The organism is Agrobacterium sp. CG674 (assembly GCF_053521645.1).
In genome coordinates, this window is sequence record NZ_JBNWDZ010000006.1 from 214,062 (window position 1) to 232,010 (window position 17,949).

A 17,949-nucleotide genomic window follows, 5' to 3' on the forward strand; every position below is an offset into this window, starting at 1 on the left:
CGTTCAACTGTATCGATGCAGGAGGAAGAATTCATGAAGACGATCAAAGGGCCGGGTCTATTCCTCGGTCAGTTCGCAGGCGATGCTGCCCCCTTCAACACCTGGGACGGCATTACCAAGTGGGCGGCTGAAAAAGGCTATCTCGGCGTGCAGGTTCCCACATGGGCCAGCCAGTTGATTGACCTTAAAAAAGCAGCGGAATCAAAAGACTATTGTGACGAACTGGCCGGTGTCGCCCGCCAGAATGGCGTCGAGATCACCGAGCTTTCCACCCACCTGCAAGGTCAGCTGGTAGCGGTTCACCCCGCCTATGACGAAGCCTTCGATGGCTTTGCCGCACCGCATGTGCGCGGCAATCCCAAGGCGCGTCAGGAATGGGCCGTCGAGCAGGTGAAAATGGCGCTGAAAGCATCGCGCAATCTGGGCATCGATGCCCATGCGACCTTCTCCGGCGCCTTGGCTTGGCCCTTCATCTATCCGTGGCCTCAGCGCCCCGCCGGTCTGGTCGAGGCCGCCTTTGACGAGCTTGCCAAGCGCTGGACGCCCATACTCGACTATGCCGATGAGCAAGGCGTTGACGTCTGCTACGAAATCCATCCGGGCGAGGATCTGCATGACGGCGTGACGTTCGAAATGTTCCTGGAGCGCGTGAAGAACCACAGCCGCGCCAACATGCTCTATGATCCATCGCATTATGTGCTGCAATGCCTGGATTATCTCGACAATATCGACATCTACAAAGACCGGATCAAGATGTTCCACGTCAAGGATGCCGAGTTCAACCCGACCGGCCGTCAGGGCGTTTATGGCGGATATCAGGGTTGGGTCAACCGCGCTGGCCGCTTCCGTTCGCTGGGCGATGGGCAGGTGGATTTCGGTGCTGTCTTCTCCAAGATGACCGCCAATGACTTCTCCGGCTGGGCCGTTGTGGAGTGGGAATGCGCGCTGAAACACCCGGAAGACGGGGCAGCAGAGGGTGCCGAATTCGTCAAGGCGCACATTATTCGCGTCACCGAAAAGGCATTCGATGACTTCGCCTCTTCAGGCACCGACGATGCCGCCAACCGCCGCATGCTCGGCCTCTCGTAATTTGCAGGAGACACAATGACGATCGAAGGAAAAACGACCGACAAGGCCAATGCGCGCATTCGCCTGGGCATGGTGGGCGGCGGCTCCGGCGCGTTCATCGGGGGCGTACACCGCATGGCGGCACGGCTGGATAACCGGTTCGAACTGGTGGCGGGGGCTCTATCCTCCACGCCTGAAAAGTCCAAAGCATCAGGTCTGGAACTGGGTCTGGACGAGGACCGCTGCTACGGCTCGTTCGAGGAGATGGCGGAAAAGGAAGCGGCGCGGCCCGATGGCATTCAAGCAGTGTCCATCGTCACGCCCAACCATGTGCACTATCCGGCGGCCAAGGCCTTTCTGGAGCGTGGCATCCATGTCATCTGCGACAAGCCTCTCACTTCCAATCTGGAAGATGCAAAGAAGCTGAAGGCGGTTGCCGACAAGGCGGACGCCCTCTTCGTGCTCACGCATAACTACACCGGCTACCCGATGGCACGCCATGCCCGCGAGCTGGTGGAAACCGGTGCGCTGGGTGATATCCGCCTCGTGCAGATGGAATATCCGCAAGATTGGCTGGCCGAACCGGTGGAACAGACCGGAGCCAAACAGGCCGTGTGGCGCACGGACCCGGCGCAATCGGGTGCGGGCGGATCAACAGGGGATATCGGCACACACGCCTATAATCTCGGTTGCTTCATGTCCGGTCTTGAAGCCGACGAGCTGGCTGCGGATGTGCACACCTTCGTGGAAGGCCGTCGTCTTGATGACAATGCCCATGTGATGCTGCGCTTCAAGGCAGCAGAAGGCAAAGCACCTGCCAAGGGTCTGCTGTGGTGCAGCCAGGTGGCGGTGGGCAACGAGAACGGCCTGAAAGTGCGTATCTACGGTACCAAGGCCGGCATCGAGTGGACGCAGGCCGATCCGAACTATCTCTGGTTCACAAAGCTGGGTGAGCCAAAGCAGCTCATTACCCGTGGTGGTGCCGGTGCCGGTGCCGCAGCCGGTCGCGTCAGCCGCATTCCATCCGGTCACCCGGAAGGCTATCTCGAAGCCTTTGCCACCATCTACACCGAAGCCGCCAACGCTATCGAAGCGCGTCGCGACGGCACGGCACTGGATAGCGCCGTGCATTACCCGACTATCGATGATGGCGTCAAAGGCGTGGCATTCGTCGAGGCCTGCATCGCCTCTTCGAAGCAGAACGGCAACTGGGTCAAACTCTAGGTTTGCGAGAACGGGTCGGGGTGTTGCGCACTCCGGCCGTTTTGCCCCGAATGAAAAAATCTTCGGCCAATCAATGGCTTGATCGAAAACTACAAAAACACGAAAAAAAGTTTCTCAATCTTCCCCCGACCCGAGCCTAAAATCTCCCAGCTTCTCAAAGCCGGGGTGGATCGCGAGCCACGGTTGGTGAGAGAAGTGGCGCGCTGATGCCAGACCGGAACGTGCGGTCGGGAAACAAAGCGTCGATTGAGGTAACCAATGGGTTGGACTGCTCGACCGAGATGCTATTCCGGGTCTCGAATGTGGGGCGAAGATCCTGTTGGAACGAGATACAAGCGACAGGACCGGGTCATTAACGCCCCGGTCCAGTCGTCCAACATTTGAAAGACCGAAAAGAGCAATGGCCACGCAAATGCGGACGCCAGACTACCATACAGACCAGAGACATCACCGCATTTGCGTGTGCTCTTCCGGTTTGATGAAAGCAGATCACGGGCGCTCCTGTGCCGCGTGACCATTTACTCTGCCCGCTTGCCGGTCAGACCGGCTTGTTTGCCGAAATGGCGAAGCGATGCTGGATACCTCTGGCTGCCGCTTTCAGCATATTCCAGTTTTTAGCCTGGGTTCTGTGGATTGCACGAAGATCGGTGTCGATCACGATGTTTTCGAAACCGGCATCCCGCAACAGGGCAGCAACGGCTTCCGCCCGCGCCCCTTGGGAAAAATAGACCCGTGACAGGATGGAGTTGTGAATACCCATCATCTCTGCCGTCGCATGCAACGGATCGGCTTTCAACACACCATATTTTTGCAGCCAGTTGGCGAGTGTCTTCAGCAGCTTTTCGGTCGTGCTCACATTGACGAAATCCCCATCAACGATCAGCACCTTGCCGCCGGGCTTTAGCACGCGCAGCCATTCCTTGAACGCCGCCTGCGGGTCCACCAATGTCCAGACCAGATGGCGGTTGATGACGACATCATGGGCGTTCTCAGGCTCCATGGTGTTTTCCGCATCTCCCATGCGAAATGTGATGGTGCGGTTGCGGCTTGCGGCTTTGGCCTTGGCGCGTTCCAGCATGGGTTCTGCCCAGTCCAGCCCGGTCACGCGGTAGCCCAGATCATCCATCAGATGCGAGATAACGCCGGTGCCGGAGGCAAGGTCGAGCGCGCTTCTGCCCTCACCGCGCCCGAGGTGCTTTTCCACCAGACGGTGCCATGCTGCCCGCTCTTCCTCGGAGAATATTTCATGGCCGGGAGAAAGATCGAAGGTTGCGGCGCGCTGCGACCAATAGGCCTTTATCTCATCGCGAAGACTGAAATTGTTACCGTATTTGTTAGCGCCCGTCATCATTTCCGTCTTCCCGAATCTCTGCCTTAGAAACTGTCTAAAAGATAAAACTTGACTATTGCAATCATAAAATCTTAAAGCGCAAATAGTCTTACTGGAGAACAATTTCGATGCGCATTAGAGGCAAATCCGCCATTCTTGCAATGGGTCTTCTCGTTTCAACCGTCCTGCCCGCCTTTGCCGAAAAGGTGACGATCAAGGATGTGACCGGTCGCGATGTCGAGGTCAATGTCCCGGTAAAACACGTCATTCTGGGCGAGGGACGACAGATCTACTTCCTGGCAGCGCTGGACAAGAACAACCCCTTCGAGCACGTTGTTGGCTGGCGCGATGACCTCCCGAAGGCAGACCCTGAGTCCTACGAAGCCTATCTCGCAAAATACCCAGAGATCGCCAAACTGCCGACATTCGGTGGCATGAAGGACGGCACATTCGATATCGAACAGGCCGTTGCGCTGAAGCCCGATGTCATTCTGATGAACATCGATGCCAAGACCGCAACTGAAGAAGCCGGCTATATTGAAAAGCTTGGCAAGGTCGGCATTCCCTTGGTTTACGTCGACTTCCGTGAAAAGCCCATGGAAAACACAGAGCCAAGCATGCGCGTCATGGGCGAGCTGATGGGCAAGTCGGATGTGGCTGAAGACTTCATCAAGTTCCGCGCAGACAGCATCAAGCGCGTCACCGACGTTCTGGCAAAAGAAAATCCCAAGCGCCCCGTCGTCTTCGTTGAGCGCGCGGGTGGCTATTCCGAAGATTGCTGCATGTCCTTCGGCAACGAGAATTTCGGCAAGATGGTCGAGATCGCCGGTGGCATCAACATGGCGAAAGACATCATTCCTGGCACATTCGGCACTGTCAATCCTGAGCAGGTCATCGCATCCGACCCTGACCAGATCATCGTGACCGGCGGCAAATGGGATGCTTATGTTCCCGGCGGAAACTGGGTGGGCGTTGGCTACGGTGCGGACCTGAAAGAAGCCCACCGCAAGCTGGAAAACCTGACCAAGCGCCCGGCCTTTACCGGCGTCAAGGCGGTCAAGGACAACAATGTCCACGCCATCTGGCACCAGTTCTACAACAACCCGTACCAGTTCGTCGCCATTCAGGAAATTGCCAAGTGGCTGCACCCTGAGCTGTTCAAGGATCTCGATCCTGAAGCAACCTTCAAGGAGCTGCACGCACGCTTCCTGCCTCTTGATTACAAGCCCGGCTATTTCGTGTCCCTGAAGGACGACAAGTAAAACAGGGGCGGCGAAGGGGGAGCGCTGTCCTGACATCTGGCAAAGCCGTTAACCGGCTTTGCCAATCTGCGTATTGAGAAAAAGGAATTTTCACGTGTCTCGCCACATTTTCAAGCGGATCGCCGCCCTCGCTATCGTGCTCATCGCAACACCTGGGCTCTCAGCAGAGATCATCGACGCCGCCGGTCGCAAGGTCGATATCGACCTGCCAGCCAAGCGCGTTATTGTTGGCGAAGCACGGCAGATTCACGTTATTGCGGCGCTCAAGGGCGACAAGACGTTCGACACCATTGTCGGCTGGCGCGATGATTTTCTGACCAAGGACCCGGATAGCTACAAGGCCTTTGTCGAACGGTTCCCGCAGATCGCCGATCTGCCGCGCTTCGGCTATATTCCGCAGGGCGATTTCAGCCTGGAAAAAGCCATTGCGCTTTCGCCTGATGTGCTGACGCTCAATCTTGAAGCGGAAAAGGGTGCCAAGGAAAGCGGCCTTGAAGAAAAGGCAGCAGCCGCGGGCATCAAGGTCGTCTATCTGGATTTCCGGCTCAACCCTGAAAAGAACAGCGAAAACTCGGTGCGCACCCTCGGCCAGATCTTCGGTGCCGAGCGCGGCGCGGAGGAATTCCTGGCCTACCGCAAAGACCAGATCGCGCTGGTCACCGACCGGCTGGCTTCCGTCAAAGACCTGAAGCGCCCCGTTGTCTTCATCGAGCGTGCACCGGGCATATCAGGCGAAAACAACTGCTGCCGCACATTCGGCCCGGCCAATTTCGGCAAGATGATCGATGAGGCCGGCGGAAAGAACATCGGCTCCGAAGTCTTCAAGACAACGTTCGGCGATCTGAACCCAGAGCAGCTTGTTGTCTCCAACCCGGAGCATGTCATCGTGACCGGCTCCAACTGGGCGGCAGAATCCGACATCAACCAGTTCGTCCCGGCAGGGCGCGGTGCCGACATGGCGCTTTCGCGCCAGAGGCTGGCAAAGCTGATGGAACGCACCCCGTTTTCAGAGCTGGATGCCGTGAAGAAGGGCCATGTCCACGCCGTGTGGCACCAGTTTTATGGCGCGCCCTATGAATTCGCGCCTATCCAGCAATTTGCCAAATGGTTCCACCCTGAGCTATTCGCAGACCTCGACCCGGAAAAGAACTTCGAGGAATTTCACAAAAAATTCCTGCCCGTGACCTACAAGCCGGGATATTTCGTTTCACTGGGAGGCGCACAGTAAATGGCATCCATCGTGGAAACCGTGGCTGAGAAGACAGGTGGCGCGCAATATCGCGCCCTTGCTGCCCGGCGCATTCTGATACTGATCGGACTGGTCGTTGCTCTTTGTCTCAGCCTTGCAACGGATATGGCGCTTGGCCCGGCACGCTATACGCTCTCGCAAGTCGTCAGCGCGATCCTTGATCCCGCTGGCGTTGCCAACCAGTTGCGCGTCGTGATCTGGGACATTCGCATGCCGATTGCGCTGATGGCGGTGACCGTTGGCGCATCGCTTTCAGTCGCAGGCGCGCAGATGCAGACCATTCTGGCCAACCCGCTGGCCAGCCCGTTTACGCTGGGCATTTCAGCTGCTGCCAGCTTTGGTGCCGCCCTTGCGCTGGTTGGTGGCGTCGCGCTTTTTCCCGGTGCGGTCGAATATATGGTGCCCATCAACGCCTTCGTTATGGCCATGGTTGCGGCTCTCTTCATTCACTTCGCGTCGACCATGCGCGGCGTGACCGTGGAGACCATCGTGCTTTTGGGCATCGCGCTGGTCTTTACGTTCAACGCCGCTCTTTCCATGCTGGAATATCTGGCATCGGAACAGGCGCTTGCCGCCGTTGTGTTCTGGACCATGGGGAGCCTCACCAAGGCAACATGGGCCAAGGTCTATGTGACCGCCGCCATTCTGGTTTTGACCGTTCCGCTGTTCATGAAAAATGCCTGGGCACTGACAGCCCTGCGTCTGGGTGATGACAAGGCCGCCAGCATGGGCATCAATGTGCGCCGCCTGCGGCTGCACACCATGCTGACTGTCAGCCTGCTGGCCTCCATTCCCGTGTCGTTTGTCGGCACCATCGGCTTTATCGGCCTTGTCGGCCCGCATATTGCCCGCATGGTGGTGGGTGAAGACCAGCGCTTCTTCCTGCCCGGCTCGGTCATTTGCGGTGCGCTGCTACTTTCGGTCACATCTGTGGTCAGCAAGGTGCTGATCCCCGGCGCCATTCTGCCCATCGGCGTCATCACGGCACTGGTTGGTGTTCCCTTCTTCTTTGTTCTCATCTTCTCCAACAGGAGACGCGCATGGTAGCCCTTGCCCTTCAGGATGTTGGCGCCAAATACGGGCGCGTCACGGTGCTGGCCGATGTCACCATGGACATGCTGGAAGCCGGAAGCGTGACTGCCGTGATCGGCCCCAACGCGGCTGGAAAATCCACGCTGTTCAAGCGCATTGCGGGCCTCATCAAAGGCCCCGGCATCGTGACCCTGTCGCAGACGGACAAAGGTCCGCGCACCATCTGCTATATGCCGCAGGATACCGGTGCCAATGCGGTTCTGACGGTCTACGAATCCATTCTTCTGTCTGCCAAGCAGGGCAGTAGCTGGAAGGTGCATGATGACGAGCTGGCAGAAATCGACGCCATTTTGAAGGCTCTCAACATCGGCGAGCTGGCCTTCCGTGGCCTTGGGGAATTATCCGGCGGTCAACGCCAGCTGGTTTCGCTGGCGCAGGCGCTGGTGCGCAAGCCGGAAGTGCTGCTGATGGACGAGCCGACTTCGGCGCTGGACCTGCACCGGCAGGTGGAGGTTCTCGATTTCATCACCAAGCTTGCCCGCAAGCGCGGCATGATCGTGCTGATTGCGCTGCATGACCTGAACCATGCGCTTCGCTACTGCGAGCACACACTCGTCATTGCCGGTGGCGCGATGGCGGTGAGTGGGCGCACGGGCGATGTCATCACCAGCGACATGCTGCGTCGAATCTACCGGGTGGAAGCGCGCATCGAGATGTGCTCCAAGGGACAGCCATTCATTCTGGTGGATGGCACGGCTTGAAGTGAACAATGGACGTGCCGCCGAACAGGGCGGCATGTCACCGGCGTCCCCTACTCCACGAAAATGCGAACGCTTGACGCCCGCCCATCGGCATCGATAACCGTCAATGTCGAAAAGCCCTGCCCCTCCGGCAGCCATTCGGAGCTTCGGCGGCGCGAGGGCTCTGGCAGCGGCTTGCCATTGGCCAGCCAATGGAATGGCGCACGGCCTCCTTGCAGCTTCAGAACCAGCGGTGATAGGCTGCCGCTCTGGCTTGTGAGCTCGATGCGCGCGCCTTCCGGGGGATAGACGATTTGCGGCGAGGCTTCGCGCCTCGATGTGGATAAAAGTCCGCTGCTGGTGACGCTGAAGCGGCGCTGGTTTGCGGGAAGATCACGATAGGCGAGCCGGGTTTTGCCAGATGGTGGCGCGGGAAAGGGCGTGATGGCGACGCCGGATTTCGCAAAGGCTTCAAACAGGATGGGCGCTGCTGAGACATAGCCCGCAAGGCCCGGAACCGAGCCATTATCGGCGCGCCCTGCCCAGACGCCGATGACATAACGGCCATCAAACCCCACAGACCATGCGTCGCGATAGCCGTAACTTGTGCCGGTCTTATAGGCGATGCCGCGCTGCTTCATGCCAAGCGGCGGCAGAACGTCCGAGAGGATATCGGTGATGTTCCAGATGGCCGCCTTCGAAAACAGCGGATCGCCATCCAGCACCTCTGGCGCGCTGCGAATTCCATCCCCCAGCGCAACCGTCTGACCGCCATTGGCAAGGGCTGCGTAAAGCTGCACGAGATCAACAAGGGAAAGACCGGCACCGCCGAGCGCAATGGCCAGCCCCGGAGCCTCGGCCTTTGGCAGGGTGAGCTTCACCGAGGCGCGGCGAAACCGGACCATGAGTGCGGAGGGGCTGACGGCATCCAGCAGGCGCACTGAGGGCACATTGAGGGACAGTTGCAAGGCCTGGCGAATGGAGACATCGCCCTGATACTGCATGTCGAAATTGCGCGGTCGATAACCGGAAAAATCCGCAGGGCGATCCTCAATGACGGTTTCCTGCGCGATGAGGCCGTTCTCGAAGGCGAGGCCATAGATAAAGGGCTTCAGCGTCGAGCCGGGTGAGCGCACGGCGCGGGACATTTCCACCCAGCCCCGGCGGGAACTATCGAGAAAGTCGGAAGAGCCGACCTCGGCGACGATCTCTCCCGTCGTGCTGTCTGCCATAACGATGGCCACGGAAACCCTGTCGCCCAATTTTTCTGCCGAACGGCGGGCCATATCTTCCAGCTCTTTCTGAACGGGCAGACGCAGCGTCGAGCCGATGGTGACAGAGGTTGGAAATTTGGCGCGGGCCGCTTGCGCGAGATGCGGAGCATAAGACGGCAGGTCTATGCGCCTTGCCGGAATGGCGGCGATAGAAGCCCGCGCCGCCTCGCCTTCTCCCACAACTTCGGAAACGGCAAGGCGTTGCAGCACCCGCTCCCGCGCCTGTTTTGCAGCCTGCGGGTAACGATCTGGCCGGCGCTTTTCCGGCAATTGCGGAAGTGCGACGAGAAGGGCAGCCTCTGCCGTTTCAAGCCGTCGCGGCTCCTTGCCAAACCAGGCGAGGCTTGCAGCGCGGACACCTTCCAGATTGCCGCCATAGGGCGCGATGTTGAGATAGAGGTCGATAATTTGGCTCTTGGTCAGTCGTCGCTCGATCTGGATAGCGCGCACCATCTGGAGAAATTTGGCGCTGAGCGAACGATCGGCCCGAGGCTCTATCAACCGCGCCACCTGCATGGACAGTGTCGATGCGCCCGAGACGATACGTCCATTGGTGAGCAACTGCCAACCGGCGCGTGCCAGCGCCTGAAAATCCACGCCGCCATGCTCAAAGAATCGCTGGTCCTCATAGGCAACCAGCATTTTTACAAATTGCGGATCGACATCGGCGGCAGCTGTGTGGAGCCGCCAGCGTCCCTCAGGCGTGGCGAAAGCGCGAAGCAACTTGCCGTCCTTATCCAGCACTTCCTGCGAGACCACGCGGGCGTTTTGCAAAGGTGGCGGAAAGGCGCGGTCCAGACGGTCGAGCCCGTAAACCGCAGCGCCGGTGAGGGCTGCTGCGACCACGAACCCGCCAATGAATGCCCGCCACCTGATCATTGCTGCGCCGCGCTGACCTCCATGCGACCGGTTGCCGTGCGGGCCGAAAACTGCGGACGATACATATCTTCCACCGATGCCGCCGGGTTATCATAGGTGCCAGGTGTGACAGCACGAACCACATAGGCGAGCGTGATATCGCCGCTTTCGCCAGCCGTGCGATCAAAAGCTGCGACGAAACGGTCATAACGGAATTCAGTGTGGGCGGCTTCGGTTTCCGGCAACCAGTCGAAGTTCGACAAAGCGGCACTGTTGACGAGGCTTGGATTATCGATCTCGAAGCCCGAGGGCAGAAGATCTGTTAGCATGATGCGCTGTTGCCAATCATGCTTGGGCGTGACCGAGAGAACCACCACATAGCGTTCGTTCTGCGTGGCTTCACTGATATTAACCTCTTCGCCCTCAAGCGAATAATAGGTCTTGGTGATCTCGAAACCGTCCCCACCCGCAGGCAGCGGCTGGGCGGGTGGAGCGACCGTGGTGATGACAGCAGTGACCGGATCTTTCGACACATTTGTGATCTTGATCGGAGATTGCAGCAGATCATCGCCAACGATGGTCTTGGCATATCCGCCCGTCTCCAGCGAACCGTTGATATCGAGCTTCACGTCCTTGTCTTCGCCCTTCAGCGCGCGTGCGGCCAGAAGCATCCATGCCTGTTCCTGCGTGCTGGTATAGGCTTTTGCATCCCATGCCTTGGAAACAGCACTGGCCAGTTGCGGCACGACCGCAGGCACAGGGCGGCTTTCGGCAGCAAGGGCGAGCGAGGCTGCGCTATCGCGCAGCACCGAGCCGTAATCGGACCGCGCAAGGCTGACCTTTGTGGTGGCCGCCGCCATGGAAAGCGACGCACCGAAGACGGCCTTGGACCGCGCCGCATCTCCATAAAGCGACAGCGCCGAGGCCAGCTGCGCCTTGGCAAGCGGGGTCGGGAAATCCTTCAGAGCCGTATCCGCATAATAGCGCAGATCGTTGATGGCGGCCTTGCGGTTGCGGGCGAGAACATAGAGCGAGTAAGCAATTTCGTTGCCGCGATCCTTGACGTTGCTGTCATAGGCCAGACCATTTTGCAGGTTTGTCAGCGCCTGCACCATCGCGGCCTCTGGCACGTCATAGGATTGCTCGCGGGCGCGGGTCAGGAAGTCCGTGATGTAGGAATCCAGCCATAGATCGCCCTCGCCCGGCGCCCAAAGGCCGAAGCTTCCCGAGGAAGACTGGAAGGATAGCACACGATAGATGGCATCCTGCACCCGCTTGCGCAGATCCGGATCCTCCGCACCACCGCGCTGCTTCATCAGTTCCGTGACATAGAGCAGAGGCAAAGCGCGGCTGGTGGTCTGCTCGGCGCAGCCATAGGGGTATTTGTCGAGCATCATGACCAATGCAGGCACATCGAATGCTGGCGAACGGGTGACGTTGACCGCGACGGATGAGCCGAGCAGCATGCTGTCTTCCAGCAATGCGCCATCCACCGTGAGGGTGCTATTGGGCGCGACCTTGATATTGCGCCTTGTTGTGACCGGCAGCACGGAAGGGCGCACCGGAATGTTCAACACCTGCTCCAGCGACATGCCGTTTGCATTGGCAAGCGTGATGGTGATGGCGCCATCGCCGGGATTTTCGCCGGTCAACGGAACAGTGAGCGATGTCTTGCCGCCCTTTTGCAAGGCGAGCGTCTGCGAGACTTCACCCTGATCGACCGTCAGCGCCATGTTGCTGGCGATGCCGAGCGTATAATCACCCGCCTCACCATCCGTATTGGCGATATCGATGCGCATCTGCGAGACATCGCCGGGGCTGAGGAATTTTGGCGCGCTGGCGGTGATCACAACGGGGTCACGGATGACGACATCCGACACAGCATGGCCGACGCCGGTCTTGGTCCAGGCCACAGCCATGACGCGGGCCGTGCCGTTGAACTGCGGAATATCGAAGCGGATCGTTGCCTTGCCATCGCCATCCAGTTCAACCGGACCGGCAAAGAAGGCCACGAGCTTTTCCTTGGGCGGGCTGCCCTGAAGGGCGACCTGACCACCATCACCACCGGTTCTGAGACGCCCGGTGGCACCCAGCGAACCATCGATCAACCGGCCATAGATATCGCGGATTTCAAGGCCGAGACGGCGCTGGCCAAAATACCATTCATCCGGCTTGGGCGGTTCGTAACGGGTGAGATTGAGAATGCCGACATCGACAGCGGCGACAGTCACATAGGCCTTGTCGCCAGCACCGGCGCCCGACACATGCACGGGGATTTCCAGCGACTGACGCGGCAGGGTCTGCTTGGGCAGATCCAATGCGATGCCGAGCTTACGCTCGCCGGGATCGACCGCAAGCCACTTCACGCCGATGGCGCGCATGGGCATGCGGCTTTCCTGCGCATCACCGGGACGAAACAGGGTGGCGGTGACATAGGAACCAGCGCCCCAGGCTTCAGTGACGGGAATTTCGACCTCGCCGCCCTTCTCTCCGATATCGACATTCTGAACGGCGATCAGCTTTTCAGAGCCTGATACCACCATCAACTGGCCCGCATAGCGGGATGTGACCTGTAACTTGGCGGTATCGCCAATTTTGTAGCTTTGCTTGTCGAGTGCGATTTCCAGCGCGTCTGGGGTTTCTGTCGAGCTTGCGGAGACGAACCAGCCGGCATCGAATTCCACGCTCGACGTCGGTCCACCAGCCTCTGCGGATTCGACCTCCAGACGATAGCGGCCCCATGTGGCGGGAACGGAAATCTCGCCGCCATTGGCATCGACCGACAGCGTGCCGGTCTCAACCTGCTTGGTGTAGACGACGGGCTCATAGCGCCATGAACTGCCCTGACGATACCACTGATAATTCCGCTCAACCTTGATGAGCTTCCAAGTCAGCCCGCTCATCGGCTGTTTGGTGCCATCGGCGGCCAAGCCAATCACATGGAAACGGCCAATGGAATTTTCTGCCAGATCGCCTGAGAATTGCGGCTTGATGCCGATCATCGACGTTTCAGACTTCACTGGCAGCGTCAACGAACGCTCCACGGCGCGGCCACCGGCCTCTCGCATGCGCACGGTGATGTTGGCGGACAGAAACTGTGTGGTGGATGGAAGATCGCCAAGCGCCACATCGAATGTCGCCTTGCCCTCTTCATCCAGAACCGGCAGTGCATCCAGCGTGGTGCGGCTTTCTTCCTGTGAATCCTCATCTGCCAAGCCGAAGACATAGCCTTCGAAATCGGCGCGTGTGGGCGTTGCCTTGAGGGCCACCTCGCCCTCAAGCTCAAGGCCGGATGCAGGCGCGCCATAAAGATAGCGGCCATCGACATTCACAGCCGTATCAGCGGCGGGATCGATCTCAATGGCGTCGCTGGTCAGCGTGAATTCGGTGCGATCCGGCACGAAATCATCGACCAGAAAGGATTTTTCGCTGATAGCGGCGGCTTTTGGGTCCGTGTGAACACGCACCGTCCAGGTGCCGCGCATGGCGCTGTCCTGCAAACCGAAGTCCACAGCGTAGCCGCCCAAGGCCTCACCATTGCGCACGAAGCGACGATCTTCCACGCCATCCGGGCGGGAGAAAATGAAGGTGAGCGGCAGGTTCTCCACCGCATTGCCTTCGATATCCCGCGCGAGTGCTGCCGCGTGCACGGTTTCGCCAGCGCGGTAAATGCCGCGTTCCGTCCAGCTGAACACGTCCAGCGCACCGGGGGCGGCGCGGCCCGTGACGCCACGGTCCGACAGGTCGAAACCGGCGCGGGTCATATCCAGAAACACATAGTCATCGGCACCGTTGCGCGCCGTGATGATGGCAGGTGCCTGACCCGCCGTTCCGCGCATGAGCCCCGCAGAAAACACGGCGCGTCCATCCGCATCCGTCTTGGCTACCCCGAGAATTTCATTGTTCTTGGCCAGAAGCTGAAGATCGACGCCTTCAAGCGGCTTTGCGGTGCTCAAGGCCCGCACGAAGACATTGAGGCCATCGGTTCCGGCATAGGTGGTGATGCCGGTATCGGACACCAGGAACCATTGCGTGGCGCGTGAATCCCAGTTCTCACCCGGCGTTGTGGGGGGGACGGCGGTCAGAACATAAATGCCGGGCTTGCGTTGCGGCAAGGCTTCATCCACCGGGAAGCTTGTGACGACATCCTTGTTCAGCTCGTTCTGAATATCGATGCCGCCTTGCCAGACGAGTTCGCCGATTTCGCTTTCAATGCGGTCCGCGCCGTAGCCATCCATCTGCGTTAGGAATTGTGAATTGCTGAGCAGCGCGGTGATGTTGCGATCTCCCACGCGGTAAAGCTTGAGATTGGCGCTGGTGACATTGACGGACACGAGCGGAATGCCACGGCGGGCGGTGCCGGGAAGCACGAAATTCTCACCCGTAAAGCGCACGGAGCCGGATCTGTCGCGCACGTAAATGTCGAGATCGACCTGCTTTTCCAGCGGCTCTTCAACCGAGGACGGAAGACCGGCACGCAGGGCGATCTTGTAGCGCTGGCCGTGGGTCAGTCCCTCAACACAAATCTCGGAACCCTTGGCTTCCATGGCCTTGGGGGCTGCGCCATCCAGCGTGACGAAGGAGGAATAATCCACACCCTGTTTGACGAGCGGTTCAGAAAACTGGATGCAGGCACGCGGGCTGACACTATCGGTATCGACAGTGTTGTTGATGACGCGGAAGCCCTGACGGGTCTTCAAATCGGCATAGGTGGCGCGGGTCTGGGCATTATCGGAAAGCGCAAGGCTTGCCTTGTAGCTGCTGAGTGCGGCGCGGTAGCTCTGCGTCTTATCAAACACAAATGCGAGCGTGTTGAGAGCATCCACCCGTGCGGACACGGTGCGGCTGAGCGAATAGGCGTTGAGCGCAGCGGCAGCCGCTTGGCCCGACACTTCGTAATCATTCTCGACTTTGGCCGCTGTGCGCGCAAAGTCGGCCCAGACCGCGCCAGCTTCAGGGTCGAGCGCAAGCGCTGCCTTAAAATTTTCAGTCGCAGCTATGAGATTGGCCGCATCGGATTGTTGTTGGGCGAGCGAAAGCAGGCTTTCAACATCCTGACCGTCCACGGCGTCGGGCAGGCCAGCCTTCAGGCGTCTTGCTTGCAGATAAAGGCTGTCATCGATGAAGGAGAGTTTCTGCGGCGCGCCGATATCGGGCTCGCTGGCCACCTCTACGACTTTACCGGCAACGGCACCGGGAAACGCATTGAGCTGATTAAAATCCGATTTCAGGAAGCACCATTGCACCTTGGGATTATAAGTGAAGGCCTTGCAGGAGGTGTCATTGATGCAGATGTCTTCGCATTGCGGCAGGGAGACATTCTGCTCCGTGCGCAAATCGAAACCGAAATAATCGCCGTTTTGGGTGGTGATGACCTTGCGCGTCGCTTCCTGCGCTGCGAGCGGTTGAACGGTCAATGCCGCGACAACGAACAACAGGCTTTTCAAAACACCACGCATGGACATCAGTCCCTCCCCCGGTCTGCATGACCGCGCCGACTCTGGGGGGATTTATAAGCGAAAGTCAACGCAAAGTGATGACGAAGAATGGGCGGCGTGGGCAGAGCGCAGCTTGATTTCTGCCATTGCCTTTCAACTCATATTACGACTTATAGAAATTAATGGCCCAACATCTGGCGCGAAAGCGTATTCAAGCAGACGACGTCACAATCCCGGACGAATTGATGCCGATTGACATGCGCTTGTCATGCCATATAGATATGATGACTTGCAAAGAAATATGATTGGGCAGGATATGAGCCAGACACAATATACCAACCGCTTCTCAATTGACCCGAAGACCGCGGCCAAATTCGGCACCGAGGAGCTGCGCGAAAACTTTCTGTTGCCGCCGCTGTTTGTGAATGACACCGTTCAACTGCACTACACGAATTACGACCGCATGATCGTGGGTGGCGCGGTGCCTGTGTCTGGCGCTCTGGAGCTGGAGGCCATCAAGCCGACGGGCACGAAATCCTTCCTCGACCGCCGCGAACTGATCGTCGTCAACATTGGCGGCAAGGGCACTGTGACTGTCGATGGCACAGCATTCGAAACCGGCACCCGCGACATGGTCTATGCCGGACTTGGCGCGAAAGTATCGTTTTCGTCTGCCTCATCGGATGAGCCTGCGAAATTTTACCTGCTGAGCGCGCCTGCGCATGCGGCTTATCCAGCAAAGCATATCAGCATCAACGAGGCAAAGCGCGTTGATCTCGGCTCACAGGCCACCAGCAATGAGCGCTCAATCTTTCAGTTCATTCACCCCGAAGGCGTGAAGACCTGCCAGCTGGTGGTTGGCATGACCAGCCTTGCACCGGGATCGGTCTGGAACACGATGCCATGCCATATTCACGACCGACGCATGGAAGCCTATCTCTATTTCGACTTGCCTGAAACAGCCCGCGTCTTCCACTTCCTCGGTGAGCCGAACGAGACGCGCCATCTGGTGATGAAGAACGAAGAAGCGGCTCTTTCGCCGGGTTGGTCGATCCATTCGGGTGCTGGAACCGCGAATTATTCCTTCATCTGGGCGATGGCCGGTGACAATGTCGATTATACCGACGTCGATCTCGTGACCATGGATGACCTCAAATAAGGGACTGCGACATGAGCGAGAGCAACGCATTTGTACAGGCCGGTGACGGCACATGGACGCCGACGGAGCCGGGCGTTTCCCGGCGCATCATGGCCTATCTGCCTGAAATGATGATGGTCGAAGTCGTTTTCGAGGAAGGCGCTATCGGCTCGCTGCACTCGCATCCGCATATTCAGGCTAGCTATGTTGCCGAGGGTCGCTTCGAGGTAACGATTGATGGCGTGACGAAGGAGCTTGGGCAGGGCGGAACATTCATCGTGAAGCCGGATCTGGTCCATGGCGTTAAGGCGCTGGCCAAGGGTCGGCTAATTGATACATTCACGCCGCACCGCGCTGAGTTTCTGTAAGAAAAAAGAGGGCTGGCGGAAACGCCGGCCCTCAGTCCTCAAGCCCTAAACCTCAATCGTGCGGGCTTCCGACATCAGCATGATCGGCACGCCATCCCGGATGGGATAGGCCAGCCTTGCGCTTTCCGACACAAGTTCGCTTTTTTCACGATCATAGGACAACCTACCTTTGGTCAGCGGGCAGACAAGCAGATCCAGAAGCTTGGGATCCACGCGGCTTACTTTTTCATCCATGATCGCGGCCTATTGCAACAGCGTGCCGGGCTCACTGCTGCCCTGAGCCAAAGCGATTTCCGTGATGGCAACCAAGGTGTCTGCGCGCGCCTTCAGATCTGGCGCCTCAAGCAGCGCCTGCTTTTCTGCAGGGCCGAAAGGCGACATCATGGACAGCGAATTGACGAGCACGCGGTTTCCTGCACGCTCCACACTGTCCCAGTCGGCCTCAAGCTGATTTGCGTCGAGAAAGGAGCGGAACACCCGCAACAGGCTTTCGCGATCAACCGCATCCTCATCATCTTCGCCGGTCAGATCCGAGATGAAGGGCGCATGACGGAAAATCCGGTAGGGCTTGGTGGATGGCGCTTCTTCCAAAAGACGGAACCGGCATACGCCGCTGAGCGACACCATGTAGCGGCCATCGCCCGTTTCGGAGAAGGATGTGATGCGCCCGAGGCACCCGATCTGGCTCAGCGCCCCCGTGCCGGTGCCGCTATCCAGCACAGCCAAGGAGGGTTGCACCATGCCGATCAGCCTGTCGCCAGCCAGCGCCTCGTCCAACATGGCAAGGTAGCGCGGCTCGAAGATATTCAGCGGCAATTGCCCTTCCGGCAGCAGCAAAACGCCCTGCAAAGGAAATACAGGCACCAGTTCCGGCAGATCGGTGCTCTTGAGATATCGCGCATTTCCGACATGCATTGGGTGGCTCCTCACGTGAACAGAGATTGATGGTGCATCGGGTGGATGCCGCG

Annotated in this window: 13 protein-coding genes; 8 read left to right on the top strand and 5 right to left on the bottom strand. The window is 58.8% G+C overall.

Going from position 1 to position 17,949, the window contains the following annotated elements; genetic code table 11:
• The first annotated feature begins 33 nt into the window (after nucleotides 1-33).
• The gene (locus tag ACQZ51_RS17385; RefSeq protein WP_192066209.1) at nucleotides 34-1,089 is read left to right on the top strand and encodes a sugar phosphate isomerase/epimerase family protein; all 1,056 of its coding nucleotides are present in this window, start codon (nucleotides 34-36) and stop codon (nucleotides 1,087-1,089) included.
• 15 nt (nucleotides 1,090-1,104) lie between these two features.
• Nucleotides 1,105-2,292: a Gfo/Idh/MocA family protein gene (locus ACQZ51_RS17390; RefSeq protein WP_448779095.1), complete on the top strand. Its 1,188-nt coding sequence runs from the start codon at nucleotides 1,105-1,107 to the stop codon at nucleotides 2,290-2,292.
• Between the two features lie 538 nt (nucleotides 2,293-2,830).
• Here ACQZ51_RS17390 and ACQZ51_RS17395 read toward each other — a convergent pair.
• Nucleotides 2,831-3,643, bottom strand: a complete 813-nt coding sequence (locus ACQZ51_RS17395) for a class I SAM-dependent methyltransferase (protein WP_448779097.1) — start codon at nucleotides 3,641-3,643, stop codon at nucleotides 2,831-2,833.
• 107 nt (nucleotides 3,644-3,750) lie between these two features.
• Here ACQZ51_RS17395 and ACQZ51_RS17400 point away from each other — a divergent pair, with 107 nt between their 5' ends.
• The 4 genes from ACQZ51_RS17400 to ACQZ51_RS17415 all read left to right on the top strand — a co-directional run bounded on the left by ACQZ51_RS17400 (nucleotide 3,751) and on the right by ACQZ51_RS17415 (nucleotide 7,926).
• On the top strand, nucleotides 3,751-4,884 hold the full coding sequence (locus tag ACQZ51_RS17400; RefSeq protein WP_448779098.1) for an ABC transporter substrate-binding protein: 1,134 nt from the start codon (nucleotides 3,751-3,753) through the stop codon (nucleotides 4,882-4,884).
• Between the two features lie 94 nt (nucleotides 4,885-4,978).
• Nucleotides 4,979-6,112 carry an ABC transporter substrate-binding protein gene (locus ACQZ51_RS17405; protein WP_448779100.1) on the top strand — a complete coding sequence of 378 codons (1,134 nt, stop codon included), beginning with the start codon at nucleotides 4,979-4,981 and terminating at the stop codon, nucleotides 6,110-6,112.
• Nucleotides 6,113-7,180 carry a FecCD family ABC transporter permease gene (locus ACQZ51_RS17410; protein ID WP_448779102.1) on the top strand — a complete coding sequence of 356 codons (1,068 nt, stop codon included), beginning with the start codon at nucleotides 6,113-6,115 and terminating at the stop codon, nucleotides 7,178-7,180.
• On the top strand, nucleotides 7,174-7,926 hold the full coding sequence (locus tag ACQZ51_RS17415; protein ID WP_448779104.1) for an ABC transporter ATP-binding protein: 753 nt from the start codon (nucleotides 7,174-7,176) through the stop codon (nucleotides 7,924-7,926). Before ACQZ51_RS17410 ends, ACQZ51_RS17415 begins: the two co-directional genes overlap by 7 nt.
• A gap of 50 nt (nucleotides 7,927-7,976) precedes the next feature.
• On the opposite strand, the gene pbpC is transcribed toward ACQZ51_RS17415, so the two are convergent.
• Both pbpC and ACQZ51_RS17425 read right to left on the bottom strand, forming a co-directional pair.
• Nucleotides 7,977-10,058: a penicillin-binding protein 1C gene (gene pbpC / locus ACQZ51_RS17420; RefSeq protein WP_448779105.1), complete on the bottom strand. Its 2,082-nt coding sequence runs from the start codon at nucleotides 10,056-10,058 to the stop codon at nucleotides 7,977-7,979.
• Nucleotides 10,055-15,502, bottom strand: a complete 5,448-nt coding sequence (locus ACQZ51_RS17425; protein WP_448779106.1) for an alpha-2-macroglobulin family protein — start codon at nucleotides 15,500-15,502, stop codon at nucleotides 10,055-10,057. The genes pbpC and ACQZ51_RS17425 overlap by 4 nt, the downstream gene beginning before the upstream one ends.
• Nucleotides 15,503-15,791: 289 nt before the next feature.
• On the opposite strand from ACQZ51_RS17425, the gene kduI reads away from it, so the two are divergent.
• Both kduI and ACQZ51_RS17435 read left to right on the top strand, forming a co-directional pair.
• A complete protein-coding gene (gene kduI / locus ACQZ51_RS17430) occupies nucleotides 15,792-16,634 on the top strand; it encodes a 5-dehydro-4-deoxy-D-glucuronate isomerase (RefSeq protein ID WP_448779108.1) in 843 nt (280 codons plus the stop codon).
• An 11-nt stretch (nucleotides 16,635-16,645) separates the two neighbouring features.
• On the top strand, nucleotides 16,646-16,981 hold the full coding sequence (locus ACQZ51_RS17435) for a cupin domain-containing protein (protein ID WP_192066195.1): 336 nt from the start codon (nucleotides 16,646-16,648) through the stop codon (nucleotides 16,979-16,981).
• A 45-nt stretch (nucleotides 16,982-17,026) separates the two neighbouring features.
• Here ACQZ51_RS17435 and ACQZ51_RS17440 read toward each other — a convergent pair whose 3' ends face one another.
• Together ACQZ51_RS17440 and ACQZ51_RS17445 are read right to left on the bottom strand one after the other, a co-directional pair.
• Entirely contained in the window at nucleotides 17,027-17,215 is a 189-nt protein-coding gene (locus ACQZ51_RS17440; protein WP_042616895.1) for a Trm112 family protein, read from the bottom strand.
• Between the two features lie 9 nt (nucleotides 17,216-17,224).
• Nucleotides 17,225-17,896, bottom strand: a complete 672-nt coding sequence (locus tag ACQZ51_RS17445) for an LON peptidase substrate-binding domain-containing protein (protein WP_448779111.1) — start codon at nucleotides 17,894-17,896, stop codon at nucleotides 17,225-17,227.
• Between the last annotated feature and the right edge of the window lie 53 nt (nucleotides 17,897-17,949).

What these genes read in the sequence shown, in the direction of transcription:
- ACQZ51_RS17385 (WP_192066209.1), top strand. Translation starts at nt 34, where the DNA reads ATGAAGACGATCAAAGGGCCGGGTCTATTCCTCGGTCAGTTCGCAGGC.
- ACQZ51_RS17390 (WP_448779095.1), top strand. Translation starts at nt 1,105, where the DNA reads ATGACGATCGAAGGAAAAACGACCGACAAGGCCAATGCGCGCATTCGC.
- ACQZ51_RS17395 (WP_448779097.1), bottom strand. Translation starts at nt 3,643, where the DNA reads ATGATGACGGGCGCTAACAAATACGGTAACAATTTCAGTCTTCGCGAT.
- ACQZ51_RS17400 (WP_448779098.1), top strand. Translation starts at nt 3,751, where the DNA reads ATGCGCATTAGAGGCAAATCCGCCATTCTTGCAATGGGTCTTCTCGTT.
- ACQZ51_RS17410 (WP_448779102.1), top strand. Translation starts at nt 6,113, where the DNA reads ATGGCATCCATCGTGGAAACCGTGGCTGAGAAGACAGGTGGCGCGCAA.
- ACQZ51_RS17415 (WP_448779104.1), top strand. Translation starts at nt 7,174, where the DNA reads ATGGTAGCCCTTGCCCTTCAGGATGTTGGCGCCAAATACGGGCGCGTC.
- pbpC (WP_448779105.1), bottom strand. Translation starts at nt 10,058, where the DNA reads ATGATCAGGTGGCGGGCATTCATTGGCGGGTTCGTGGTCGCAGCAGCC.
- ACQZ51_RS17425 (WP_448779106.1), bottom strand. Translation starts at nt 15,502, where the DNA reads ATGTCCATGCGTGGTGTTTTGAAAAGCCTGTTGTTCGTTGTCGCGGCA.
- kduI (WP_448779108.1), top strand. Translation starts at nt 15,792, where the DNA reads ATGAGCCAGACACAATATACCAACCGCTTCTCAATTGACCCGAAGACC.
- ACQZ51_RS17435 (WP_192066195.1), top strand. Translation starts at nt 16,646, where the DNA reads ATGAGCGAGAGCAACGCATTTGTACAGGCCGGTGACGGCACATGGACG.
- ACQZ51_RS17440 (WP_042616895.1), bottom strand. Translation starts at nt 17,215, where the DNA reads ATGGATGAAAAAGTAAGCCGCGTGGATCCCAAGCTTCTGGATCTGCTT.
- ACQZ51_RS17445 (WP_448779111.1), bottom strand. Translation starts at nt 17,896, where the DNA reads ATGCATGTCGGAAATGCGCGATATCTCAAGAGCACCGATCTGCCGGAA.